Source organism: Pseudoduganella sp. R-34, assembly GCF_049904655.1.
GTDB lineage: Bacteria > Pseudomonadota > Gammaproteobacteria > Burkholderiales > Burkholderiaceae_D > Rugamonas.
The window spans coordinates 6,658,282-6,684,160 of the sequence record NZ_CP184572.1 but is presented as its reverse complement, the minus strand read 5'-3'; the positions used below and the strand labels follow the sequence as shown (position 1 = coordinate 6,684,160).

20 protein-coding genes are annotated in these 25,879 nt (G+C 62.6%); 16 read left to right on the top strand and 4 right to left on the bottom strand.

The genetic code is table 11. From position 1 onward, the window contains the following. Nucleotide 1: 1 nt before the first annotated feature. Entirely contained in the window at nt 2-421 is a 420-nt protein-coding gene (locus tag ACN9MW_RS30600; protein ID WP_426166091.1) for an acyl-CoA thioesterase, read from the bottom strand. 60 nt (nt 422-481) lie between these two features. Here ACN9MW_RS30600 and ACN9MW_RS30595 point away from each other — a divergent pair, with 60 nt between their 5' ends. Continuing rightward, nucleotides 482-2,332, top strand: coding sequence for an ABCB family ABC transporter ATP-binding protein/permease (locus ACN9MW_RS30595; protein WP_426166088.1), 1,851 nt, complete (start codon nt 482-484; stop codon nt 2,330-2,332). A 13-nt stretch (nt 2,333-2,345) separates the two neighbouring features. Further along, nucleotides 2,346-3,812, top strand: a complete 1,467-nt coding sequence (locus ACN9MW_RS30590; protein WP_426166086.1) for a M20 family peptidase — start codon at nt 2,346-2,348, stop codon at nt 3,810-3,812. Here the strand turns inward: ACN9MW_RS30590 and ACN9MW_RS30585 are convergent. Together ACN9MW_RS30585 and ACN9MW_RS30580 are read right to left on the bottom strand one after the other, a co-directional pair. Further along, nucleotides 3,809-4,132, bottom strand: coding sequence for a hypothetical protein (locus ACN9MW_RS30585; protein WP_426166084.1), 324 nt, complete (start codon nt 4,130-4,132; stop codon nt 3,809-3,811). The genes ACN9MW_RS30590 and ACN9MW_RS30585 overlap by 4 nt on opposite strands. 115 nt (nt 4,133-4,247) lie before the next feature. Next, nucleotides 4,248-5,519 (bottom strand): dicarboxylate/amino acid:cation symporter, encoded by a 1,272-nt coding sequence (locus tag ACN9MW_RS30580; RefSeq protein ID WP_426166081.1) that lies wholly within the window; start codon nt 5,517-5,519, stop codon nt 4,248-4,250. A gap of 137 nt (nt 5,520-5,656) precedes the next feature. On the opposite strand from ACN9MW_RS30580, the gene ACN9MW_RS30575 reads away from it, so the two are divergent. From ACN9MW_RS30575 to ACN9MW_RS30555, 5 genes are all read left to right on the top strand, one after another. Further along, entirely contained in the window at nt 5,657-6,382 is a 726-nt protein-coding gene (locus tag ACN9MW_RS30575; protein ID WP_426166079.1) for an amino acid ABC transporter ATP-binding protein, read from the top strand. 36 nt (nt 6,383-6,418) lie between these two features. Beyond that, nucleotides 6,419-7,315 (top strand): amino acid ABC transporter substrate-binding protein, encoded by an 897-nt coding sequence (locus ACN9MW_RS30570; RefSeq protein ID WP_426166076.1) that lies wholly within the window; start codon nt 6,419-6,421, stop codon nt 7,313-7,315. A gap of 1 nt (nt 7,316) precedes the next feature. Beyond that, on the top strand, nt 7,317-8,063 hold the full coding sequence (locus tag ACN9MW_RS30565; protein WP_426166073.1) for an amino acid ABC transporter permease: 747 nt from the start codon (nt 7,317-7,319) through the stop codon (nt 8,061-8,063). Next, nucleotides 8,063-8,755 (top strand): amino acid ABC transporter permease, encoded by a 693-nt coding sequence (locus ACN9MW_RS30560; protein ID WP_426166071.1) that lies wholly within the window; start codon nt 8,063-8,065, stop codon nt 8,753-8,755. The genes ACN9MW_RS30565 and ACN9MW_RS30560 overlap by 1 nt, the downstream gene beginning before the upstream one ends. Nucleotides 8,756-8,997: 242 nt before the next feature. Further along, nucleotides 8,998-10,452, top strand: coding sequence for an amidohydrolase family protein (locus tag ACN9MW_RS30555; RefSeq protein WP_426166068.1), 1,455 nt, complete (start codon nt 8,998-9,000; stop codon nt 10,450-10,452). On the opposite strand, the gene ACN9MW_RS30550 is transcribed toward ACN9MW_RS30555, so the two are convergent. Next, nucleotides 10,449-10,934, bottom strand: a complete 486-nt coding sequence (locus tag ACN9MW_RS30550; RefSeq protein ID WP_426166065.1) for a VOC family protein — start codon at nt 10,932-10,934, stop codon at nt 10,449-10,451. The two genes, ACN9MW_RS30555 and ACN9MW_RS30550, sit on opposite strands and share 4 nt — an antisense overlap. Nucleotides 10,935-11,048: 114 nt before the next feature. Here ACN9MW_RS30550 and pyrC point away from each other — a divergent pair, with 114 nt between their 5' ends. The 9 genes from pyrC to ACN9MW_RS30505 all read left to right on the top strand — a co-directional run bounded on the left by pyrC (nt 11,049) and on the right by ACN9MW_RS30505 (nt 25,873). Further along, complete coding sequence (pyrC, locus tag ACN9MW_RS30545) at nt 11,049-12,098, top strand: dihydroorotase (RefSeq protein WP_426166062.1); 1,050 nt, start codon at nt 11,049-11,051, stop codon at nt 12,096-12,098. After that, the gene (locus tag ACN9MW_RS30540) at nt 12,099-12,893 is read left to right on the top strand and encodes a DUF3025 domain-containing protein (RefSeq protein ID WP_426166059.1); all 795 of its coding nucleotides are present in this window, start codon (nt 12,099-12,101) and stop codon (nt 12,891-12,893) included. 13 nt (nt 12,894-12,906) lie between these two features. Further along, complete coding sequence (locus tag ACN9MW_RS30535; RefSeq protein ID WP_426166056.1) at nt 12,907-13,890, top strand: Gfo/Idh/MocA family protein; 984 nt, start codon at nt 12,907-12,909, stop codon at nt 13,888-13,890. A 122-nt stretch (nt 13,891-14,012) separates the two neighbouring features. Then, on the top strand, nt 14,013-14,507 hold the full coding sequence (locus tag ACN9MW_RS30530; RefSeq protein WP_426166054.1) for a hypothetical protein: 495 nt from the start codon (nt 14,013-14,015) through the stop codon (nt 14,505-14,507). 76 nt (nt 14,508-14,583) lie between these two features. After that, nucleotides 14,584-15,810 carry an MFS transporter gene (locus ACN9MW_RS30525; RefSeq protein WP_426166051.1) on the top strand — a complete coding sequence of 409 codons (1,227 nt, stop codon included), beginning with the start codon at nt 14,584-14,586 and terminating at the stop codon, nt 15,808-15,810. Nucleotide 15,811: 1 nt separating this feature from the next. Continuing rightward, nucleotides 15,812-15,940 carry a hypothetical protein gene (locus ACN9MW_RS30520; RefSeq protein WP_426166048.1) on the top strand — a complete coding sequence of 43 codons (129 nt, stop codon included), beginning with the start codon at nt 15,812-15,814 and terminating at the stop codon, nt 15,938-15,940. Nucleotides 15,941-16,116: 176 nt separating this feature from the next. Next, nucleotides 16,117-17,859, top strand: coding sequence for a hypothetical protein (locus ACN9MW_RS30515; protein ID WP_426166046.1), 1,743 nt, complete (start codon nt 16,117-16,119; stop codon nt 17,857-17,859). Between the two features lie 21 nt (nt 17,860-17,880). Next, the gene (locus tag ACN9MW_RS30510; RefSeq protein ID WP_426166043.1) at nt 17,881-19,413 is read left to right on the top strand and encodes a hypothetical protein; all 1,533 of its coding nucleotides are present in this window, start codon (nt 17,881-17,883) and stop codon (nt 19,411-19,413) included. Between the two features lie 67 nt (nt 19,414-19,480). Continuing rightward, on the top strand, nt 19,481-25,873 hold the full coding sequence (locus ACN9MW_RS30505) for an Ig-like domain-containing protein (RefSeq protein ID WP_426166041.1): 6,393 nt from the start codon (nt 19,481-19,483) through the stop codon (nt 25,871-25,873). Nucleotides 25,874-25,879: the final 6 nt, after the last annotated feature.

Genomic DNA, 25,879 nt, shown 5'->3' with positions numbered 1-25,879 from the left:
ATTACAGCAGCGTTTCCAGCGGCGGCACCGGGCGCGGCTTGCGGTCAGGGCCGGTGGCGACGTAGGTCAGCGTGGCTTCGGTGACCTTGACGATATTGGCCTGCAGGCGGTTGCGCTCCGCATAGACTTCCACGTTGACGGTAATCGACGTGTTGCCGACCTTGACGATGTCGGCGTAGAAGGTCAGCAGGTCGCCGACGAAGACCGGATGCTTGAACAGGAAGGAATTCACGGCGATGGTGGCGACGCGTCCGTTGGCGCGGCGGGTGGCAGGCAGGGAGCCGGCAATGTCGACTTGCGCCATGATCCAGCCGCCGAATACGTCGCCATACACATTGGCGTCGGACGGCGAGGGCATCACGCGCAGTTCAGGCATTTTTCCAGGAGGAAGGCCGCGGGAGGTTTGTTCTTGGGAGGTCATCGCAAATTCTCATGAAGGACTACAATTGATGGGATTTTAAACCAGCCAGCCCACGCACGTATGCGACGCTATTCGAATACCCCACCACCTCCGCCGGGCAAGTCCAGCAGCAATGCGCGCGGCGACATTGCCACTCTGAAAACATTGCTGCCCTATCTTTGGGTGTACAAATGGCGCGTGCTGGCCGCCCTGCTGGCGCTGGTGGGCGCCAAGGCCGCCAACGTCGGCGTCCCGGTCGTGCTGAAGAAGCTGGTCGACGACATGACCATCAAGCCGGGCGACCCGCACGCCTTGCTGGTGCTGCCGCTGGCAACGCTGGTGGCTTACGGCCTGCTGCGCCTGTCCACCACCATGTTCACCGAGCTGCGCGAATTCCTGTTCGCGCGCGTGACGCAGCGCGCTGTGCGCACCATTGCGCTGAAGGTATTCCGCCACCTGCATTCGCTGTCGCTGCGCTTCCACCTCAACCGCCAGACGGGAGGCATGACGCGCGATATCGAGCGCGGCACGCGCGGCGTCAGCTCGCTGATTTCGTACACGCTGTTCAACATCCTGCCGACGCTGGTCGAGATCACGCTGGTGCTGGGCTACCTGGTCACGCATTACGACATCTGGTTCTCGGTGATCACCTTCTCGGCGCTGGCGATCTACATCACCTTTACCATCGTGGTGACGAACTGGCGAACGCACTTCCGCCGCACCATGAACGACCTCGACTCGAAGGCCAACACCAAGGCCATCGACTCGCTGCTGAACTACGAGACCGTCAAGTACTTCGGCAACGAGGATTACGAGGCCAATCGCTACGACGAGGGCTTGCAGCGCTACGAGAAGGCGGCGGTGAAATCGCAGACCTCGCTGTCCTTGCTGAACACCGGACAGTCGGCCATCATCGCGATTGCGGTCACGCTGATCCTGTGGCGCGCGACGCAGGGCGTCATCGACGGCACGATGACGCTGGGCGACCTGGTGCTGGTGAATGCCTTCATGATCCAGCTCTACATCCCGCTCAATTTCCTCGGCGTGATCTACCGCGAGATCAAGCAAAGCCTGGCCGACATGGAGCGCCTGTTCTCGCTGCTGAACGAGAACCGCGAAGTGGATGACGCCGCGCACGCCAGGCCGCTGCAGCCGCAGGGTGCCGAGGTACGCTTCAACCATGTGGACTTCAGCTACGATCCGAAGCGCCAGATCCTGTTCGACGTCGACTTCACCATCCCGGCCGGCACCACGACAGCCGTGGTAGGCCACAGCGGCTCGGGCAAGTCGACCTTATCGCGCCTGCTGTACCGCTTCTATGAAGTAAATAGCGGCAGCATCACCATCGACGGCCAGGATTTGCGCGACATCACGCAGCACTCGCTGCGCCATGCGATCGGTATCGTCCCGCAGGATACGGTGCTGTTCAACGACACCATCGAATACAACATCGCCTACGGCCGGCCCGGCGCCAGCAAGGACGAGATCATCGCCGCGGCACGCGCGGCATCGATCCACGACTTCATCGCCAGCCTGCCGGACGGCTACGACACCATGGTCGGCGAGCGGGGCCTCAAACTGTCCGGCGGCGAGAAGCAGCGCGTGGCGATCGCCCGCACGCTGTTGAAGGATCCTGCCATCCTGATCTTCGACGAAGCCACCTCCGCGCTGGATTCCAGGGCTGAACAGGCGATCCAGGCGCAGTTGAAGGAGATCGCGAAGAGCCGCACGACGATGGTGATTGCCCACCGCCTGTCGACCATCGCCGACGCCCAGCAGATCCTGGTGCTCGATCACGGCAGGATCGTGGAGCGCGGCACGCACGCGGCACTGTTGGCGCGCGAAGGCCTGTATGCCCAGATGTGGGAACGCCAGCAAGCGCGCGGCGAGCAGGAACAGGTTTCGCCGTCTAGCGGCGAATTGGTCAACTGACAGGAGGATGGGGATGGCGGTGAAGAAGGTTCTGGCAGTAGCCCTTGCGGCAATTGGAGTCCTGGCTGTTGCGGTCGGCGTCAACACGGCGCGCAGCGGCAGCAAGCAGCTGGTGGTGGAGAAAGTGCCAGTCCTGGCGATCGACGAGGCGGCAGCGGCGCAGCGCCTGGGTGAAGCCCTGCGCTTCGTCACCATTTCCGACTACAAGAATGCCGACGCCAACGCCGCCGAATTCGACAAGCTGCACGCCCACCTGCAAGCCAGTTTCCCCCGCCTGCACGCCGCCCTGAAGCGCGAGAACATCAACGGCAAGGCCTTGCTCTACACCTGGCAGGGCAGCGATGCCAAGGCCGCGCCGGTGATGTGGATGGCGCACCAGGACGTCGTGCCGATCGCGCCCGGCACGGAAAAGAACTGGGAACAGCAACCATTCGCCGGCGTGGTGCGTGATGGCTTCATCTGGGGCCGTGGCTCGTGGGACGACAAAGGCAACCTCTACGCCCAGATGGAAGCCATCGAAATGTTGTTGGCCGCCGGCTTCCAGCCGCGCCGCACCATCTACCTGGCCTACGGCGCCGACGAGGAAGTCGGCGGCAAGCGCGGTGCGGCAAAGATCGCCGAGCTGCTGAAGTCGCGCGGCGTCAAGCTCGATTACGTCCTGGACGAGGGCCTGATGATCGTGCACGGCATGGTGCCCGGCCTGCAACCAGGTGCCGCCATGGTTGGCGTAGCGGAAAAGGGATATGCCAGCTACAAGCTGGAACTGGAGACGGCGCCAGGCCATTCCTCGATGCCGCCGCAGGACACCGCCATCGGCATGATGAGCAAGGCGCTGGTTGCGCTGGAAGCGAATCCGATGCCGGTGCGCATGGCCGGCCTGCCGCAGCAAAGCTTCGAGATGATGGCGCCGGAAATGACCGGCATGAACCGCGTGGCGCTGTCGAACTTCTGGCTGTTCAAGCCGATGCTGGAACGGATGCTGGCCAAGTCCCCGAGCACGAATGCGCTGATCCGCACGACCACCGCGCTGACCATCGTCAACGCCGGCGTGAAGGACAACGTCTTGCCGGGCACCGCCAGCGCCACCGTCAACTTCCGCCTGCTGCCGGGTGATACGCTGGCGGGCGTTGAGCAGCACATGCGCCAGGTGATCGGCAACGACAAGGTCCGTATCGCGCCGGACGGCGACTTCAATACCGAAGCCTCGCGCGTGGCGCGCCAGGACGGCGCAGCCTTTGCGGCGGTGAATCGCACCATCCGGCAGGTATTCCCGGACGTCGTCGTCGCGCCGGGCCTGATGATTGGCGCCACTGACTCGCGTTACTTCGATGGCATGAGCGACAGCGTGCTGAAGTTCGGCCCCGTGCGCGCCCAGCCGGAAGACCTGCCGCGCTTCCACGGCACCAATGAGCGCATGTCGGTGAAGGGCTATGCGGACATGATCCGTTTCTACCACCAGCTTTTGAAAAACAGCGCCTAGCGTTTCATTAATAGGCTGATGAAAGTAACGATCATCGCTGAATTGCTCAGGAAAATGACAATGAGCATACCGAAGAGCCACCGGAACTGCTCCTCCTGCCGCTTTTGCGTGAAGTCGTTTCGATTGATGATGTGAATCGTAAGCCTTTGTTCAGCAGCCTGGATTTCGTTGCGGACGCGTAACTCCGACTGGGCAACGCTGTTGTCAATGTATTGCTTCAAGGAGACGAACTCGTGATGCTGCACATCCACTTTCTTCTCCAGTACAGTGACCCTGGATTCCAGATCGTCACCTGATGGTTTCGGAGTAGGTGCGTTCATTTTAGGCTCCTTTGGCGTGGGGTGACTGCTTTGATCACGCTGTTGACCTGGAGTTCCCGCAAGTGAAAAAAAATGCCGCCCAGGTGGGCGGCATTTTCATTGGGGCGCAGATGCCTTACGGCAGCGGGCGGTCAGACAGTTCGCGGTCGTCGGTGGTGGTCAGCTCACCTTCCCATTTCGCCACGACAGCAGTAGCGATGGAGTTGCCGATCACGTTGGTGGCGGAACGCGCCATGTCCAGGAAATGGTCGATACCGAGCAGCAGGACCAGGCCCGCTTCAGGGATCTTGAATTGCGTCAGGGTGGCGGCGATCACTACCAGCGACGCGCGCGGCACGCCGGCCATGCCTTTGGACGTCAGCATCAGCACGGCCATCATGGTGATCTGGGTGCCCAGGTCCATATTGATGCCGTAAGCCTGCGCGATGAACACCGTCGCGAAGGTGCAGTACATCATCGAGCCATCCAGGTTGAAGGAGTAGCCGATCGGCAGCACGAACGCGGCGATGCGGTTACGCACGCCAAAGCGCTCCAGGCCTTCCAGGGTTTTCGGGAAGGCGGCTTCGGAAGAGGCAGTCGAGAAGGCCAGCAGGGTCGGCTCCTTGACTTCCGATAGCAGCTTCAGCACGCGCTTGCCCAGGAACAGGAAGCCGGCAAAGATCAGGATCGCCCACAGTACGCCGATAGAGAGGTAGAACTCGGCCATGAATACGCCGTAGGTCTGCAGCACGCCGACGCCGCTCTTGGCGATGGTGCCGGCAACAGCGGCGAACACGGCGAACGGTGCGAACTGCATCACGTAGCCGGTCACCTTCAGCATGATGTGCGCAATGCCGTCGACGGCGTCGATCAGCGGTTCGGCTTTCTTGCCCACGGCGGCGGCCGCGGTACCGAAGAACAGCGAGAACACCACGATCTGCAGGATCTCGTTCTTGGCCATGCCGTCAATGATCGAGGATGGCACCAGGTGGGTGATGAACTCTTTCAGCGACAGGCTGGAAGTCTGCAGCGTAGCGGCAGCGAGACCACCATCGGCCGGAATGTGGCCCAGCAGGGCGTCGCCTGGACGGAACAGGTTGACCATGATCAGGCCCAGCGTCAGCGACAGCACGGACGCAATGAAGAACCAGCCCAGGGTCTTGATGCCGACGCGGCCTACTTCCTTGGTGTCGCCCATTTTCGCGATGCCGACCATCAGGGTCGAGAACACCAGCGGCGCGATGATCATCTTGATCAGGCGCAGGAACAGGGTGGTGATGAGGGTCATGTACTCCGCAAAGCCGGCCGCTTGTGGCGCCGCTTGCGAGACATTGATGGCGTAGCCGGTGAGGATACCCAACGCCAGGCCGACGAGGATATAAGTGGTCAGGCGGTTTTTGTTGGCCATAAGCAAGATTCCTGAAGTAGGGCGGATTTGCCGTTAGAATGAATAGCTATTTGATGAGCTATTAAGCAAGTCCCGAAGTATCCTTGCGGTTCTAGGCCACTGTCAAGCAAGAATAAAACTGCTGAAACCGGAAAAAGATGATCGCAATTAAAGACTTAAGTAAATGGTTTGGCAACTTTCAGGTGCTCACGGACTGCAGTACCGAAGTGGCCAAAGGCGACGTCATGGTGATCTGCGGACCGTCCGGCTCGGGCAAATCGACCCTGATCAAGACGGTCAACGGGCTGGAACCGTTCCAGAAGGGTGAAATTATTGTCGATGGCACCTCGGTCGGCGCCAAAGGCACCGATTTATCGGCCCTGCGTGCCCGGATCGGCATGGTATTCCAGAATTTCGAGCTGTTTCCGCACCTTTCCGTGCGCGACAACCTGACCCTGGGCCAGGTAAAGGTGCTGGGCCGCTCCAAGGACGAAGCCAACGAAAAAGGCCTGAAGTATCTCGACCGCGTCGGCCTGCTGGCGCACCAGGACAAATTCCCCAACCAGCTCTCGGGCGGCCAGCAGCAGCGCGTGGCTATCGCCCGCGCCTTGGCGATGGACCCGATCGCCATGCTGTTCGACGAGCCGACGTCCGCCCTGGACCCGGAAATGATCAATGAGGTGCTGGACGTCATGGTCGGGCTGGCGCAGGACGGCATGACCATGATGGTGGTGACCCACGAAATGGGCTTCGCCCGCAAGGTGGCCAACCGCGTGGTCTTCATGGACAAGGGCCGCATCCTGGAAGACTGCAGCAAGGACGAATTCTTCGGCGCCCCGCGATCCGAGCGCGCACGGGACTTTTTAGCGCGTATCATCCACTAACAGGGCGGGTCATCGTCCCCGCCAGCGGAGGACACCATGACCTTTCTGCGCCTGCTTCCCCTTTTCTGCCTGGCCGCCGCGGCCAGCGCCCAGGAGCCCACCGGCACCCTCGCCAAGATCAAACGCACCGGCCAGGTGGTGTTGGGCGTACGCGACGGCTCCATCCCTTTTTCTTATCTCGATGACAAGCAGCAGTACCAGGGCTATTCCGTGGACCTGTGCCTGAAAGTCGTCGAACACCTGAAAACGCAGCTCGCGATGCCGGGGCTGAAGGTGGCCTATAACCCGGTCACCTCCGCCAACCGCATTCCGCTGATGGCCAATGGGACCATCGACCTCGAATGCGGCTCCACCACCAATAATGCGGAGCGCCAGCAGCAGGTGGCGTTCGCGCCGACCATGTTCGTGATCTCCAGCCGGCTGCTGGCCAAGAAATCGGCCAATATCCAGTCGATGGACGACATGAAGGGCAGGGTGCTGGTCGCTACTGCCGGCACCACCACGTTGAAGCAGATGACGATCATGAATAACGAGCGCAAGCTCGGCATGAAGATCCTGATCGGCAAGGACCATCCGGAATCGTTCCTGATGCTGGAGACGGGCCGCGCCGAAGCCGAGGCCAATGACGACATCCTGCTGGCAGCGCAGGTGGCGACCTCCAAGGCGCCGGTCGATTTCGCCGTCAGCAAGGAGGCGATGTCGATTGAACCCTACGGCATCATGATGCGCAAGAACGACATGCCGTTCAAGAAGTCGGTGGACGAGGCCTTGCGCAAGGTTTACCAGTCCGCCGAGATCCAGCGCATCTACAACAAGTGGTTCATGAGCCCGATCCCGCCGCGCGGCGTGAACCTGAACTTCCCCATGCCGGCCACGCTGAAGGCGGTACTGGCCAAGCCGACCGATTCGCCGGACCCCGCTGCATACAGATAGCATGCATTACAACTGGAACTGGCACATCTTCTGGGAACTGTCCCCGGACGGTGTGCACAGTTATTGGGATACCTTGTGGTCCGGCCTGGCGTGGACGCTGGCCACCTCGCTGGCAGGTTGGGTGATCGCACTGGCGCTGGGCGTGGCGGTCGGTACGCTGCGCACCGCGCCCAATCGCTGGCTGTGCCGCTTCGCCATCTGCTGGGTGGAAGTGTTCCGCAATATTCCGCTGCTGGTGCAGATGTTCCTGTGGTTCTTCGTGCTGCCCGAGCTGCTGCCGCGTGCCGCCGGCGACTGGCTCAAGGCCCTGCCCAACGCGCCCTTCGTCACGGCCGTGCTATGCCTTGGCTTCTTCACGTCTGCCCGCGTTGCGGTGCAGGTGGCGGCCGGCATCAACGCGCTGGCCGGCGGGCAGCGTCTGGCGGCACTTGCACTGGGGCTGTCGCGCGTGCAGGCCTATGAATTCGTGCTGCTGCCGCTTGCCTTGCGCATCGTGCTGCCGCCGCTGGCCAGCGAGTTCCTCAACATCATAAAGAACAGCTCCGTTGCGCTCACCATCGGCTTGATGGAACTGACTGCCAGCGCACGTTCGATGCAGGAATTCTCCTTCCAGTTCTTCGAAGCGTTCGCCGCCGCCACCGTGATCTACGTGATCGCCAACATCATCGTCGTAGCCGGCATGGCCGTGCTCGAGCGGCGCCTTGCGCTGCCAGGCACGATCGGCGGCGAAGCGCGGAGGGCCGCGTGATGTTTTCGAACTTTGACTTCAGCGTGATCGCCAATTCATGGATCTACCTGTTCCAGGTCGGCATGGTGTTCACGCTCAAGCTGACCGTGCTGGCCATGCTGGGCGGCGTGGCGCTGGGTACCTTGCTGGCGATGGCGCGCCTGTCGTCGCTGCACGTGCTGTCATTGGCCGCGGCGGGCTATGTGAACCTGGTGCGTGCAGTGCCGCTGGTGCTGGTGATCTTCTGGTTCTACTTCCTGGTGCCTTATATCGCCGCTTGGATCATCGGCGCGTCGGAGCCGGTCAAGGTAGGGACCTTCCTGTCAGCGCTGATTACCTTCACCCTGTTCCAGGCTGCCTATTATTGCGAGATCATGCGCGGCGGCATACAGGCAATTCCGAAAGGACAGGTCCAGGCGGCGCAGGCGCTGGGAATGAACTACTGGCAAACCATGTGGAAAGTCGTGTTGCCCCAGGCTTTCCGCAATATGCTGCCGGTATTGCTGACGCAGACGATCGTCCTGTTCCAGGATGTGTCGCTGGTCTACGTGCTTTCCATCCCTGACTTCGTCGGCGCAGCCAGCAAGATCGCCCAGCGCGACGGACGCCTGGTCGAGATGTACATCTTCGTAGCGCTGGTGTATTTCGTCCTGTGCACGCTGATGTCCTGGCTGGTACGCCGCATGCAGCGCCGCATCGCCATTATCCGGTGACCGTGCACCGGCTGTCTGGGGGAGGTGCTGAAATCGCTGTTTTAGGTGCTGAAAACTGCTGAAAATGGCTTGCTCAGCACGCCAAAATGGGCAATTTCGGCACTTCCCACAGACGGGGTGCGCAAGCCACACCGAAAGCCCTGCCGGTTTTGGCCTTTCGCAATGTTTCGGCATGTAGCAGGGATGTAGCGCTTTGTTTTCTAGGCTAGTGTGTGCGTTGCCCGCTGTGTACCATGTGGTGCATGAAGACGACGAAACTTTCGGTTGGTGCCTTGCTGGTGCTGGGGGCGCTCGGCAGCGCGCAAGCTGCGGGACGCGTGGTTGCAGATGTGGCCTTGACGCAGGCGGTGATTGTCGACGTGGCATCCGGCCAACTGGTGCAGGGCAAGGCCGTGCTGCTGAAAGGTGGCGACATCATCGCCGTTGTCGACAACGCAAAGTTGAAAGACTACTCGCCCAGGCGCACTGTCAAACTGCCTGGCAGGTACCTGATGCCGGGCCTGTGGGATACCCACGTGCACTTCGGCGGCGGCCCCGCCCTGATCGAAGAAAACAGGCAGCTGCTCGGTCTCTACCTTGCTCACGGCATCACCACGGTGCGCGATTGTGCGGGCGACCTGTCCGACACCGTGCTCGATTGGCGCGACCTGATCAACCAGGGCAAGCTGGTGGGGCCAACCATCCTCGCCTCCGGCCCCAAGCTGGAAGGCTACAAGCCGCTGTGGAAAGGCACCATTGAAGTCGGCACGCCGGAAGAAGTCGGCAAGGCGCTGGACTACCTGCAGTCGCGCAGCGTGGACTTCGTGAAGATCACCGAGAACACCATGAAGCCGGAGATCTTCCTGGAAGCGGTGCGCCAGGCCAAGGCACGCGGCATGCAAACCTCCGGCCACCTGCCGGTGCAGCTCACGCTGGACCAGGTGATGCAGGCTGGCCTGGGCAGCATCGAACATCAATCCTATGCGCTGCGCGGCTCAACGCCGCGTGAAGCCGAACTGACGGCGCAAGTTGCTGAGGGCAAGATCACTGGCCGCGAAGCGATGCGCGCCAGCCTGGAAAGCTTTGACGAAGCGACCGCGCGCGCTACCTTCCGCCGCATGGCGGCAGCCGGCATGTCGATCACGCCGACCCTGGTAGGCTCGCAAGTGACCGCCTATCTGGACCAGGACAACCACGCCAGCGACCCCTACCTGAAATACATCGGCCAGGGCCTGCGCAAGACGTACGAGTGGCGCGTGCAGCGCGCGGCAAAGGACGATGCGGCCGCTATCGCCTACCGTCATGCCGCCTACGAGAAGGCAGCCTCGCTGCTGCCGCTGATGCAGCAGGAAGGCGTCAACATCATCGCCGGCACCGATGCGGGCTTCCTGAATTCTTTCGATTATCCGGGCCGGGGCCTGCACGACGAGCTGGGCATCTTCGTCAAATACGGCCTGACGCCGCAGCAGGCGCTGCAGGCGTCAGTGATCAACGGCCCGCGCTTCCTCGGCAAGCAGGAGCGCTACGGCGCCGTGGACAAAGGCAAGGCAGCCGACCTGCTCGTGCTGGACGCCAATCCGCTGCAGGACATCGCCAACATCCGCAAGGTGCGCATGGTAGTCAGCCACGGCAAGGTCTACGACCGCCGCCAGCTGGATACGATGCTGGAATCCGCGCGCCGCTACGCGGACCAGCATCCGGCGCCGCCCAGCGCTTAAGCGGCGCCGCGCCGCGCTTTCTCGATCTTGGCGATGTCGATTTTCTTCATGTCCATCATCGCATCGAAAGCGCGTTTGGCAGCCGCGCGGTCCGGATCGGAAATTGCCTCCATCAGGGCGCGCGGCGTGATCTGCCAGGACAGGCCCCAGCGATCCTTGCACCAGCCGCAGGCGCTCTCCTGGCCGCCGTTGCTGACGATGGCGTTCCACAGGCGGTCGGTTTCCGCCTGGTCGTCCGTCGCAATCTGGAATGAAAAGGCTTCGCTGTGCTTGAAAAGGGGACCGCCATTCAGGCCGATGCAGGGAATGCCGGCGACCGTGAACTCGACCACGAGGACGTCGCCCAGCTTGCCGTCCGGGTAGTCGCCCGGCGCCCGGTTGATGGCGCCGACGGCACTTTCCGGGAAGGTTTTTGCGTAGAAGGTGGCGGCATCCAGTGCGTCGCCGTTATACCAAAGACAGACTGTATTCTTGCTAGCCATCGCTTGCCTCCTCAAGGGATTGCGGGGGGAAGCGCCAATATCGCACATTCTCGCGGCAGGTGGGGTTCAACAGGTAAAATGGCGGGATTCGTTTTAAAAGAAAGCCTTGCCGCCATGAGTGACTTCGAGATCCCGCACAGCATCACCATCACCCGCCCAGACGACTGGCACCTTCACCTGCGTGACGGCGCCACCATGGCCAGCGTCCTGCCGGACACCGCGCGCCAGTTCGGCCGCGCGATCGTGATGCCAAATTTGAAACCTCCTGTCACCACCGTGGCGCAGGCCGCCGCCTACCGCGACCGCATCCTGGCCGCCCTGCCGCAGGGCATGGACTTCGAGCCGCTGATGACGCTCTACCTGACCGACAACACCTCGCCGGACGAAATCGTCCGCGCCGCCGACAGCGGCTTCGTGCACGCGGTCAAGCTGTACCCGGCCGGCGCCACCACCAATTCCGACGCCGGCGTGACCGACCTGGCCAAGTGCTACAAGGTGCTGGAAACCATGCAGGAGGTAGGCATGCCTTTCCTGGTGCACGGCGAAGTGACCGACCAGGACATCGACCTGTTCGACCGTGAAGCCGTCTTCATCGAGCGCGTGATGCGCCCGCTGCGCAAGGACCTGCCGGCCCTGAACATCGTGTTCGAGCACATCACCACCAAGGATGCGGCGCAATACGTGGCCGAAGCGGAAGGCCCGATCGCCGCCACCATCACCGCCCATCACCTGCTGTACAACCGCAACGAGATCTTCAAGGGCGGCATTCGCCCGCATTACTACTGCCTGCCTGTGCTGAAGCGCGAAGAACACCGCCTGGCCCTGGTGACCGCGGCGACCAGCGGCGACGAGCGTTTCTTCCTCGGCACCGACTCCGCGCCGCACGCGCAAGGCGCCAAGGAAGCGGCCTGCGGCTGCGCCGGCTGCTACACCGCGCTGCACGCGATGGAGCTGTACACCGAAGCCTTCGCCCGCGCCGGCGCGCTGGACAAGCTGGAAGCCTTCGCTTCCCTGAACGGTCCGGCCTTCTACGGCCTGGCGCCGAACAAGGGCACCATCACCCTGAAGCGCGAGCAGTGGACGCTACCGGCCGACCTGCCTTTCGGCGATTCGAAACTGATCCCGCTGAACGCCGGCGAAACGATCAACTGGAAAATGGCCTAAGTGTTCCAGGAGATCGACTGGTCCCGCGCCTGGTACGCCTCGGTGCGGGATGCCGCTTCCCGCATCGACCTCTCCCTGCCCAGCGTCGTCCAGCCTTTCTGCGAACAAGCGGCCGCCCTGGCGCTGGTCAACCACGCAGGCCGGCCGCTGCGCTTCGTGCCGCAGGCTTCACTGCCGGAAGGCACCGCCTACGAAGAATTCATCGGCGCCACCGGCCAGGTGCCGACCCGCGACAACCTGCACGATTTCTTCAACGGCCTGGTGTGGCTGACATTCCCCCGCATCAAACGCCAGCTCAACGCCCTGCAGGCTGCGCAGATTGCGCAGGATGGCGTGGGCAAATCGCGCGGCCCCGCGCGCGATGCTGCTACTATTTATGACGAAAACTCGGCGCTGCTGGTTGTGCGCGACGATGTCGAAGGCGCGGCCCTGGTGGACGCCTTGCGCAACCACCGCTGGCGCGAAGCCTTCCTGGAACGCTCTGCCATGTTCGGCCGCGACGCGGAAGCCTGGCTGTTCGGCCACGCGCTGATGGAGAAGCTGGTGGCGCCCTACAAGGCGATCACCGCCCACACCCGCGTGGTGCTGGCCGGCGACGGCTACTGGGCGCTGGACGAAGCCGGCCGCCGCGCATGGCTGGACCGCGACGAGGCCGCGCGCCTGGCCGGCGAGGGACTGGGCAAGGGCGGCTTCACGCCGTTGCCGGTGCTGGGCATTCCCGGCTGGTGGCCGCAGCAGGACGACGCTTTTTACGCAGACGACACGGTATTCCGCCCAAAGCGGAAGCCCGCTTGAAAGGAGCTTTTGAATGGACAAGATTATCCGCTGGGGCATCCTCGGCACCGGCAAGATCGCCAAGGCTTTCGCCACGGCGCTGCGCGACGTCCCCGATATCGAACTGGCGGCCGTTGCCTCGCGCAGCGTAGATAGCGCTACCGAGTTCGCCAGGGAATATGGCGCCACACGGGCCCACGGCGACTACCAGGCGCTGGCCGACGACCCCGGCGTGGACGTGATCTACATCGCCACCCCGCACGCCATGCACCACGAGAACGCCATCATGTGCCTGAAGGGCGGCAAGGCGCTGCTGGTGGAAAAGGCCTTCACCCTGAATCGCCGCGAGGCCCGGGAAATCGTGGACCTGGCGCGCGAACGCAAGCTGTTCGTGATGGAAGCCATGTGGACCCGCTTCCAGCCCGCCATCCTGGAAGCCAAGCGCATGATCGACATGGGCGAAATCGGCAATGTGCGAAACCTGCAGGCGGACCTGGGCTTCGCGGCCGATGCCGGTCCTGAACACCGCCTGTTCAATCCTGCCCTGGGCGGCGGCGCGCTGCTCGACCTGGGCATCTACCCGCTGTCGATGGCCGCCTTCTTCCTCGGCCCGGTCAAGGCGGCGCGCGGCTTTGGCGAACTGGCGCCGAACGGCGTCGACGTGCAGGCCAATTTCGTGCTGAACCACGTGGACGGCTCGCTTTCCGCCTGTAGCTGCAGCCTGAACACCCGCACCCCGGCCACTTTGAGCGTGTGCGGCGACAAGGGCTTCCTGCGCCTGCACGGCCGCTTCCACCACGCCGAACGCTTCACCATCGCCATGAACGATGGCAGCGAGCGCGAATTCCACTTCCCGCGCATCGGCAACGGCTATGCCCACGAGGCGATGGAAGTCGGGCGCTGCCTGCGCGAAGGCCTGCTGGAGAGCCCGGAAATGCCGCTCGATGAAACCGTCGAGCTGATGGGCGTGCTCGATGCGCTGCGGGCCCAGCTGGGCGTGCGCTATAGCGTGGATTGAAGCGGGGAATTGAAGCTCGATTGTCGCCCGCGCCACACGCGACAACTCTTTACAAAAAACCATTGGCCCTTTCATTTATCATAAAGTTATTATCGTATTTTTAACTTTGGTGGGAGGGTGGTATGCATCAAGCAATCCTGAAGCTGGCGGGCGGGGCAGCGCTGGCATTGGCATCCAGCGCCGCTTCGGCACAATGGGTCACTACTGATCTTCAAGTAACGGGCGTGATCCAGGAAGTGCCCGGACCGTCGGCCCGTTGCCCCTCCCAGTTCGGCGGCACCATCACCGGCCACGGCAGCAGCACGTTGCTGGGCCGTGTCGCCTTCGTCGCCAACGATTGCATCACCCAGGACGGCGCCATCTACAACTTCAGCCGCGGCCGTTTCATCATCATGACGCTGTCGGGCGACCAGATCTACGCCAACTACAGCGGCCAGTTCGTGCCGACCGGCCAGGGCACCAATTACGTCTTCAGCGGCGCCACCTTCCAGATCGTCGGCGGCACCGGCCAGTACATATTCGCCAGCGGCGGCGGCCAGTTGCAGGGCACCGAAGACATGATGACCGGCGCCGGCACGATCACCATGAGCGGCCGCGTGAGCTACTGGAAGCGTTAGAGCGTTTTGGCGGGCCGCCAGCAGGATTCGGCGGCATCCTTTACACTGGCTTTCTTTGCCAGCCAGGATGCACGCCATGCCAAGCAACGACCGCCAACTCAATCTCAAGACGATCCTGCTCACTACCGGCGTCGTGCTGACGCTGTCGATGGGCGTGCGCCATGGCTTCGGCTTCTGGATGCAGCCGATTTCGCAGGCCAATGGCTGGAGCCGCGAAACTTATTCGCTGGCGCTGGCGCTGCAAAACCTGCTATGGGGCGCCTTCGGTCCCTTCGCCGGCATGGTGGCGGACCGCTGGGGCACCCCGCGCGTAGTGATCGCCGGCGCCATCTCCTATATGGCTGGCTTGCTGTGGATGGCCACGGTGACCCAGCCGACGCTGTTCATCATCGGCTCCGGCGTATTCATCGGCCTTGGCCTGGCGTGTACCGCCTTCGGCGCGGTGAGCGGCATCATCGGCCGGGCCGCGCCGGTGGAAAAGCGCTCCTGGGCCTTCGGCGTCTCGGGTGCGGCCAGCTCCTTCGGCCAGTTCCTGATGATGCCCGTCGAGCAGCAGCTGATCTCCACCATTGGCTGGCAGCATGCCTTCTACGCACTGGCGGGCGTGGTGTTCCTGTTGATGATCCCCATGACGAGTTTCATGCGCGAGCCGAAGCATGAAGTGGCAAGCGGCGCCGCCCACCAGAGCGTGGGCGAGGCCATGCGCGAAGCGATGGGCAACCGTTCCTTCCTGCTGCTGGTGGCGGGCTATTTCGTGTGCGGTTTCCAGCTGGTCTTTGTCGGCGCCCACCTGCCGGCCTACCTGAAGGACAAGGGCATTGCGACGCCGGGCGTGGCGGTGACGGCGCTGGCGCTGATTGGCCTGTTCAATATTTTCGGCTCGTTCACCGCCGGCCAACTGGGCGGGCGCATGCCCAAGCGCTACCTGCTTTCCTCGATCTATTTCGCCCGTTCGGCGGTGATCGGTCTGTTCCTGCTGGCGCCCCTGTCGCAGTTGTCGGTCTACCTGTTCGCCGCAGCCATCGGCTTCCTGTGGCTGGCCACGGTGCCGCTTACCAACGGCATCATCGCCGGCGTGTTCGGCTTGAAGCATATGTCGATGCTGGCGGGCGTGGTGTTCCTGTCGCACCAGGTGGGCAGCTTCATCGGCGTGTGGCTGGGCGGCTACCTGTTCGACAGGCTTGGCAGCTATGACGTGGTGTGGGGCATAACCCTCGGCCTGGGCATCTTCGCCGGCCTGGCCAACCTGCCGATCGACGAGCGCCCGCTGCTGCGCAGCGAACCTGGCCTGAAGGCGGCTTGAGGTGAAACAGCGGCTGATCCGTATCGGCCTGTGGGCGCTCGGCGCAGCCGTGCTGGCGCTGGCGTTCATGGCTTACCTGCGGCCGGCCTTCATGCTCGACCTGGCCAACCGCATTTACCTCTGCCTTTGAGAGCGTTCAATTTCTAAAAATTGCAGAAAATAGATGCATAAATAAAATTATTTTCATTGACGAAATATTTTCAATTAACTATCATTTCGAGTTTTGCAACTTTTTTTGCGCGTTAGACACATCTATTGCGTATAGGGATGCCCGTTTCGGGCCGGAATTCGAGGTGTTGGTTGGTTTTGAAAGTCATCTGGGCCGCATTGCGGCCACCAGCGCGCGCCGCCATCGGCGCGCTGCTGCTGACCGGCCTGGCGCATGCCCAGACCACCGTGTCGGAACCCATCCGCACGAACCAGACATGGAGTGCCAGCGGTAGCCCATACATTGTCGATGCCGACGTGGCGATCGAAGCGGGTGCCGTCCTGACGATCCAACCTGGCGTGACGGTGCGCATGGGAGTGAATGCGAACCTGGTGGTGAGTAACGGCACGCTGCGTGCCGAAGGTTCCGCGGCCACTCCCATTGTGCTGACGGCTTCATCCGACATACCAGGCGGCAGCCCGTCCGCCGGTGCGTGGGGCAACCTCAGCTTCCAGGAGGGCACGTCGACTGCCACGCGGCTGGAGTGGGTCCAGGTCAATTACGGCAAGGGGATTCGCATCCAGGGCGCGTCGCCGACGCTGAACTACGTGGACATCCGCAATAGCAGCGGCGCCGCCATCCAGATGGAGCTGCGCTCGTCTCCAAGCGGTGTAGGCCTGCAGGCTTCCGGAAACGCGGTGAACGGCATCAGCGTGCCGGCCGGCGATATCACGGGGAATGTGCAATGGAACCTGCGTGGCATTCCTTACGTGGTGGCCACCGGCGAGCTGTCGGTTGGTGCACGCCCAATCATCAATACAGTGACGCCAGCGACTGTCCAGCAGGGCGATACCATCGATGCGGTTCTCAGTGGCTCGCGACTGGCTGGAGCGGAGCGTGTCAGCACGGATGCCGCAGGTGTTACCGCGTCCATCAGCGCGGGCGCCAGCGATACGAGCGTGCCAATCCGCGTCGCCGTCACGCGCGACCAGCCAACTGGCAAGGTGAACCTGGCTGTACAGACTTCTGCAGGCCTGGTCCGGCTGCCAGAGATGCTTGAAGTGGTTCCGGCCAAGCCGACTGTTCGCGTCACCAGCATGACACCGTCTTACCTGCGCATCGGCACCAGTGCATCGTTCCAGATGACAGGGACCTACCTGAATGGTGCGAACATCGCATTGCCGCAAGACTCCGGCATTACCCTCAGCGACCTGGTAACGACTGAAACCACGGCCAACTTCAAGCTGACAGCGGTCCAACAGGCGCCAATCGGCGAGAAGGCACTGCTGGTGACCAATGCCTTGGCGCCGGATACGTCGGCTACCGTAAAAATGAGCGTGTTCAATGGTGCGCCTGCCATTTCGACCGACCCTGGCCAGATTTCCGTCGCGCCTAACGCGCAAGCCAACAGTGTCACGTTGCGACTGTCGTCTGTGGACGTTATGGCGCATGACCTTTCCCTGGCGCTGGATGACACGGATATTGCGACTGTGTCGCCTGCGCGGCTGACGATTCCAGCCGGATCGCAGCAGGCAGCCGTCACGCTAAGTGGCCTGAAAGTCGGCACGACCATGTTGACTGTTACCTCCCCAACCCTCGCCACGATCAAATTCCCGGTCTATGTCGGCAGCATTGCTGACGGAACGGTCATCGGTCCAATCCTGTCTGCACCTGTCGACGTGCGGGTGTTCTTTGCACCGAACGTGTTTAACGGTGGTGTCGCGGTGACTGGGAAGCCTGTGGGTGTACAGGTCTTCAGGGCGGGCAATCCATACGAAGGCACGGCAACGTTCAGCGGCAGGCCAGTCGGCGTGCAAGTGTTCAGTACAGCAGGGGCAGCGGCGGGTGAAATCTCAACCTATTCCCGCACTGTTGGCGTAACAGTTAAAAAGACTCAGTAAGCGAAAGAAGGAATAAAGAATATGAAATCGAACAAGCCGATGGTCAAGCTGGTATTGGCCAGCATCATGGCTGCCATCAGCGCCAACAGCATGGCAGCTTTCAACAGCGGCAGTACCGGCGCCAACGGTGCGCTGGTCGTAACGGCATCCGGTGTTACCACAATCGACCTGCCGCCTGATGGCGTGTTGAACTACACCACCGTTTCGATCGGCGCTAGTTCCTCAGTTGTCTTCAAGCGTAACGCAGCCAACACGCCGGTCACCATCCTGGCGAGCGGTGATGTCACGATCGCCGGCAGCATCAATATCAACGGTTCGGCGGTCGACACCAACCAGCAAGGCGGCAAAGGTGGTCCTGGTGGTTTTGACGGCGGCCGAGGTGGCTCGTTCATCGACGCCTCGCAATGGAAAGCCAACGGCGAGCCAACTTTCAATGCGGGCAGCCCGGGCTTTGGTCCTGGCGGCGGCGCTGGCGGCGGTGTGGTCCTGCCGGGCCCAAGCGGCATGAACAGTTCGGGTACAGTGCCCTTCCTGCGCCATGGAACTGGTGGCGCATATGGCGGCAGGTTGGTGGCGTTTCCGGCAAGCACCGTCAAATGCGCACACCCAGAAGTTCCTGGATATGGCAATGTGAACCTGATTCCGCTGGTTGGTGGCTCGGGTGGTGGTGGTGGTGCAGGCGGCAACCGCGTTGCTGGCGGCGGCGGCGGCGGCGGCGGCGGAGCCATCCTGATTGCGTCATCCGGCGTGATCAACCTTACTGGCGTCATTTACGCGAACGGCGGCAACGCCACTACCCCCATTGGTGGTGCCTCTGAAGGGGGAGGCGGCAGCGGCGGCGCCGTACGCCTTGTTGCAAACATCATTCGGGGCAATGGCCCCATCTACGCCACGGGCGGCTCGCATAACGGCACTACCGGCAGTGGGAGTGCGGCTGCGGCAGGCGATACAGCGTTCGGAATTTGCCAGTCTCCCGACACCAGCTACACCTACGCTGGCCCAGGCCGCATCCGTCTGGAAGCCGCGATCATGGAACGTAGCGCCGCCACCAATCCTTCGTTCACCTACGACCTCCCAGGCCCAATCGTTATTCCTGGCGGTACGCCAAGCCTGACGATTGCCAGCATCGGCGGCAAGCCGGTTCCAGAAAATCCCACCGGTTACGGGGACCTGAGCTTTGACGAGCCGGGTACCCAGAGCGTGGTGATCAACACCACCGGAGTACCGGTCGGAAGTATTGTTACGCTGGCCGTCGCGCAGGCGGGCCTCGCCACCGCAACCAAGATCGTTGGCGCTCCTACCACGGGCACCAAAGCCAGTGCGACCACGTCGATCGACGTCGCCCTCACCGGCGGCTCCAACACTATCCAGGCCTCCATCACCTACACCGTTGGCGGACAGGCGGCTGCTGCCCTCGCTCCGCTTGCAGGCAATGAGAACGTAGCCCAGATCCGCCTGGAATCCGTTCTGGGCGCCGGTGAACAACTGGCCACCCTGATCACCGTCAGCGGCAAGGAATACAAGGTTCCGGCAGCGACCCTCGCAGGTATTTGATCCGCGCTCCGGCGCGTGCAGCTAAGGAAAAGAACAAAAAGTTCGTCATATGCAGAAAAGAGTGGTAATGACAAAGATCCGTCTCAACGGCGCCGGGCGCGCCGTTTCCTTGGCTACACGGCTGAAACGCGTGCCGGCGAACTGGCGCCGCCCAATCCTGGCCGTTTGCATTGGGGCCGCCTTCGCGACCCAGTGGAGCGGTGCCGCCGAACTGCGGATCGCCGATGGCGTGGTCATCAAGTTCGGTTCGGACGCGCAACTGGTCGTGCGTGACCAGATCACGATCGGCAACAACGCCACCTTCACCAGCCAGAACGACGACGCGGCCGGCGGGCGTACTAATCCTTCTTCGCAAGCGCCGCGTGCCGGCGACTGGCGCGGCATCAGCATCGAGAAATCCGCGCAGGCGTTGGGCGTGCAACTGGGTTCCGGCATGCTGGTGCGTTACGCGGGCGCCGACGGCAATGCTGCGCTTAACCTGCGCGGCGTCAGCCCGACCGTTCCTTTCCTGCAGCTGAACGACAACGTGCTGGGCCTGCGCCTTGCCGCAGGCGCCAACCCGGTCTTGAGCGGCGCAAGCTTCATGCGCAACGCCACCGGTGTCGAAGCATACGACACCACTGCATCCATCACGGGCGGCCAGTTCGTCGGCAACACGACGGCCGCCATTGAGAACAAAACCCCGGCGTCCATCATCCAGGCGACCGGCAACTGGTGGGGCAATTCCACCGGTCCAAGCAATGCCACCGCCAACCCGTCCGGCCAGGGCGACAAGATTTCGGCTGGCGTCAACTTTGGCAGTTTCGTTGCGACAGCAGCGCTGCTGAATCCTCGCGTAACGCTGCTGAATCCTGCTCCATACCATGTGCAGCACCGCATGCAGCTGGCGTTGGCGTGCGTCAATGCAGTTGAATACCGTATCGCCGAGAATGGCGCCTTTGCGGGCGTGAACTTCCTGCCGATGCCTGCAGACGGCACGGCAATCCCGTTCGACACCTCGGCTGGCGACGGCAGCAAGAACATCACCGTCCAGTACCGCAGCGCGAACGGCGAGATTGGTGCCGTCTCCTTGCCTGCCCAACTGGTCGACACCTCGGCACCAGTGCTGGAGCTGGCCAGCCCAATGGCCAATGCCATCATCAAGCGCAACACCACCATTACCGCCAACGCGAGCGATGTGGGCGGCATGCGCAATGTGCTGATCTACATCGACGGCACGCTGGTGGCAACGCGCACCGCCGCGCCATACACCTATACCTGGGACATCGAAGGCGTCGCCGATGGCGACCATACCGTCAGGGTCATTGCCAACGACGTGGCAGGCCGCAGCACCGAACGCAGCGTGCCGGTCACCGTGTCGCACGTGGTCGTGCCACCGGACACCGCTGGCCCGGAAATGAGCGCCATCAAGATTGCCGGTGTTGACCTGACAGAAGGCGCCATCCTGGCCCGCAATGGCACCATCGCGCTTGCCGCGACCGATGCAAGCGGCGTCTCGCGCATTGAATTACTGCTGGACGGTGTGGTGCGCACGCAAGCGAGTGGCAGCGGCACGTTCTCGCTGTCGCTGAACCTTGAAGATGTCGCCAACGGCACCCATGCGCTTGGCCTGCGCGCCTACGATTCGCTGGGTAATTCCAGCACGCTGAATTACAGCGTGACCGTCGCCCACGCGGCACCGGATGCACCGGTGCTGTCGATGACCGGCAACGGCATCGTGACCCGCAACGTCACGCAAGGCATTAGCGGTACCGCCCAGGCAGGCCGCAACATCCAGTTGCTGGTCAACGGCCAGCCATCCGGCGCAGCCGTGAAGGCCGGCAGCGATGGCCGCTTCAACGCCACCGTCGACCTGGTGGACGGCGAGAACCTGATTACTGCAACCGCCAACGACCAATACGGCACCAGCACCGCCTCCGGCGCACTGCGCATGACGCTGGACCGCAGCGTTCCATCCAGCCCAGGTAGCCTGTCGGCAACCGTGCAGGCAGCCGGCAAGGTGCAACTGAATTGGGTGCGCACCACGGACGCCAACGCAGTCGGCTACCACGTCTACCGCGGCAACTACGCGTTCACCACGATTGAGAGTGCCACCCGTATCAATGGCGCCCCACTGACCACGGCATCGTATGAAGACATGCCGCCAGCTGACGGCGTATGGTATTACCGCGTTGTCGCGGTCAACAGCATCGGCACGCCATCGGCACCAAGCAACGTCGTGGCGGCAACGTCGGATACGACCGCGCCGAAAGCGGTGAGTATCACCTATACTCCGCTGGGCATGGTCGATGCATCCACCGGCCGTATTGGCCAGGGAAAGGTCAACCTGGAAATGACCGTCAGCGAAGTGCTGCCGACGATGCCATACCTGTCGATCGTGCCGCAAGGCGGCGCGCCGATCACGGTGACCCTGTTCAAGGCCGGCGACACGCGTTACACCGGCAGCTTCACGATTGACGCGTCGACCCCGGCCGGTACCGCCAATGCGCTGTTCTCGGCACGTGACGCCGCCGGCAACCGCGGCACCGAAATCCAGCAGGGCGCCACGCTGAAGATCGATACCCAGGGTCCGGCACTGAGCGGCATCGTCCTGAACCCGGCATCGCCGATCAAGAATGAAAGTTCGCCGGCCATCCAGGCAACCTTTACTTACAACAAGGCACCAACCGGCACGCCGGTCGTGAAATACCTGCTGTCTGGCCCTGTGCGCTCCTACCAGAGCGTGGGCACCCTGGTGCCTGTGAACGCAACGACCTACAAGGTCACCTTCACGCTGCCTTCCGACGCCGGTGCCGCCGGCCTGGAAACCCTGAGCTTCTCCAACGAAGCGCGTGACGACCTGAATAACGTATCGACCACCGTGTCGGCACTGAACCGCTTCCAGGTCTATCAAGGCAGCCTGCCGCCACTGGCATCGCCATTCGGCTTCACTGCCAAGGCACTGCCGGGCGGTAAAGTACAGCTGGCATGGAAAGCCGTGCCGGACGCGCTGTCCTATCAGATCTACCGCCGCGCCCCGAACCAGGGAGCACTGGAAGCCCTGGTACGCAGCAGCGGCACCGAGTACATCGACCAGGTTGCGCAAGACGGCGTGTACACCTACGCAGTCGCCTCGGTGCGCTCCTCCAACGGCCAGGAAGCCTTGTCCGAGCAGAGCATTCCTGCCGAAGTCACTGCCATTGCCAATCCGCCAGGCGCACCGCAGAATCTGTCCCTGCTGCTCACCGGCCAGGGTATCCAGGCGAGCTGGCAGGCGCCAGTGGCCAGCACGGTCGACAGCTATCGCTTGTACCGCAGCAGCGGCACCAGCATTGGCAGCATCACAGGCCTGACGCCGATCAAGACCGGCATCAAGGGCACCGCAGCCGTTGACGGCAACCCGTCGCCGACCGAAGGCGCTTACGTGGTGACCGCAGTTGACGCAGCCGGCAACGAGTCCGCGATCTCCAATTCGGACTACCTGAACGCCAGCTTGCTGCCAGTGCGTAACCTGAGCGTAGAACAGTATGGCAATAACCTGCCGGTGCTGAACTGGCTGGCGCCGAACGGCAACATCAAGGGCTACCAGGTCTATGTCGGTCCGGATGCGAGCAAGGTCAAGCTGACCCCTGCGCCGATTACTGCGACGACGTTGACCGACACCGGCTACACCAGCGGCGAACGCCGTTACACCGTTGCCGCAGTCGATGCCAACAATATGGAACTGGCGCGCAGCCTGACCATGCCGAACGTGTTCGCGCAGATCGCCGGTGGCCTGCCACTGCAGCGCGGCATCATGAACAAGCTGCAGGTACAGGTTGGCAATTCCTCGTCCAGCGCCATCCAGGGCGTGCGCGCCACGGTGCGTGTGCCGGTCAACAAGGAAGCGACGCAGTTCAAGGACCATAAATCCGATGTCTTCACCCTGGCTGCCAACGAAACCCGCCTGGTGCCGGTGATCGTGGGCGGTTACGCCGAAATGCCGGGCGCACCGCAAGCCGTGGTCGGCCTGGAGATTGCGCCGAACGAAGGCGAACAAGTGAAGATCGCGCGCGACCAGGCCATCGACGTGCTGGAAGGCTCGCTGGTGGTTGGCATGTCGACCGACGAATTCACGCGCGGCGGTACCGGCAAGCTGAAACTGACCATTGAGAACACCAGTGCCGTGGACGTGGAACTGCTGACGGCTATCGCCAACGGCACCGATCCGTCATCCGAACTGCGCTTCAAGATTGTCGACAACGACGGCAACATCCTGGCCACCCAGCCATACAAGCAGGCACTGGGCGCCAACGTAGTGACCCTGCCGAACGGCATGACTGTCGCCCGGATTCCTGCTGGCGCAAGCTACGTGTCGGACGTATTCGAACTGAATATTCCGGCATCCAGCCCGACCAAGGTGCGCGTGCGCCTGGAAGTGGACAAGCTGCGCTACCACACCGGCCAGGCAGACGAAGTGATTGTCAGCGGCCGCGGCAGCGAGAAAGCGATCTCTCTGGTCGACACCATGTATGTCGGTGAAGTGACCAGCGTCTCGCCGGTCAGCTCCTTTGGCAGCGACAAGATCACCGTCAGCGGCCGTGCACTGGACCGCGCCGGTAGCGCACCGCTGCCGTTCACCCGCCTGAAGGTGATCTTCAACCAGCAAGGCTTCGAGCGTAACTTCTCGGTGATGACAGATGCCTCCGGCAACTTCCGCTACGAGTTCACGCCGACCGTGACTGATGCGGGCCTGTTCAAGGTCAGCGCCGTGCACCCGGACATCACCGATCGTCCGGAGCAAAAGGCCTTTACCATCAACCGCGTGACTGTCGGCCCAACGCCTTATAAGCTGGACCTGGCGAAGAACATGCCGTTCACGATTCCATTCGTAGCCAAGGCAGGCTCCGGCACCTCCGCCACCAATGTGCGCCTGGTGCTGAATGCAGCAAGCCAGTCCACTGGCACGCTGCCGGATGGTATTGAAGTGCAGACCGCAGCTCCGGTCACCCTGAGTGAACGCCAGACCCTGAATACGCCTGTCACCTTCAAAGCCAGCGAAACGGCGCAACCATCCGGCAGCCTGGTGTTCGACGTGGTGAGCGACGAAAGCATGGGTACGCCGATCGGCAAGGTCAACGTGAACTACACGCTGTCCGAAGCGAAGCCATTCCTGATCGCGTCCCCGACCTTCGTGGAGACCGGTCTGGCGCAAGGCAGCACGCAGATCGAATCGTTCACGCTGCGTAACAACGGTACGCAGGATGCGAAGAACCTGCGCTTTACCCTCAGCAAAGCGGACGGCAGCCCGGCACCGGCATGGGTCACCATCGCCAGCCAGGCCGACGGCACGCTGCCAGTCGGCGAAGCGCGCGCGATCGACCTGTCGTTCACGCCGCCAGCGAATGCTGTCGAAGGTGTCTACGAGTACAAGCTCAATATCGTTGGCGACAACTTTGGCCAGCAAGCACTGAACGTGTACGTAAACCTGACCCAGAGCGGTGAAGGCAAGCTGCTGTTCAAGGCATCGGACATCTACACCGCGACGGTGGGCAAAGACGGCAAGCTGATTGAAGGCCTGGCGAATGCATCGATCACGCTGCAGAACGAAGACGTGCCGGCCGTGATGGCCGACCTGAAGACCGACGTGGTGGGCGAGGCAATGAGCGCCAACCTGCCGGCCGGCCGCTACAAGTACCGCATCCGCGCAGCCAACCACCAGGAACTGGGCGGCCGCGTGCAGGTGAAGCCGGGCATGACGACCACGATGCCGGTCTTCCTTGATTACACCTCGGTGACGGTGGAGTGGAGCGTGAAGGAGATCACGCTGCAGGACCGTTACGAGATCGTATTGAATGCGACTTACGAGACCGACGTGCCGACCGCAGTGGTGGTGATCGAGCCGCTCAGCACCAACCTGCCGAAGATGAATCCAGGTGATGTGTTCCATGGCGAGCTGAATATCACCAACTACGGCTTGCTCCGCGCGGACAAGGTGAAACCGAAGCTGCCTGCATCGGATAACTACTTCCGCTTTGAGTTCCTGGAGGACGTACCGGAAACACTGGAAGCGAAACAGCGTGTGACGCTGCACTACCGCGTGGTGGCATTGCAGTCGCTTGATGGCGCGGCCAACATCGGCACGGCATCGGGCGGCGGTTGCTCGACCTACAGCACTTCGATGAGTACCAGCCACCAGTGCACCTGTAAAAACGGCGTGGTAACCACTGGCTTCGCGACCAGCTCCTGGTTTGGCCAGAGCGGCGTGTGCTCAGTCGGCGGCGGCGGCGGTGGTGGTGGGGGCGGCGGCGGTGGTGGCGGCGGCGGCTGGGGCGGAAGTGGTGTATCGACCGCGCCCCAGACGATTGGCTCCCCTTCCGGCTGTATCCCAGGTGCTGGCACTTGCAGTAGCAGCGGCGGCGGCGGCGGCGGTAACGGCCCCGGTGGTGGTGGCGGCGGTGGCGGCGGCGGCGGAGCCGGTGGTAACGGCCCCCGTCTGTGACGCATC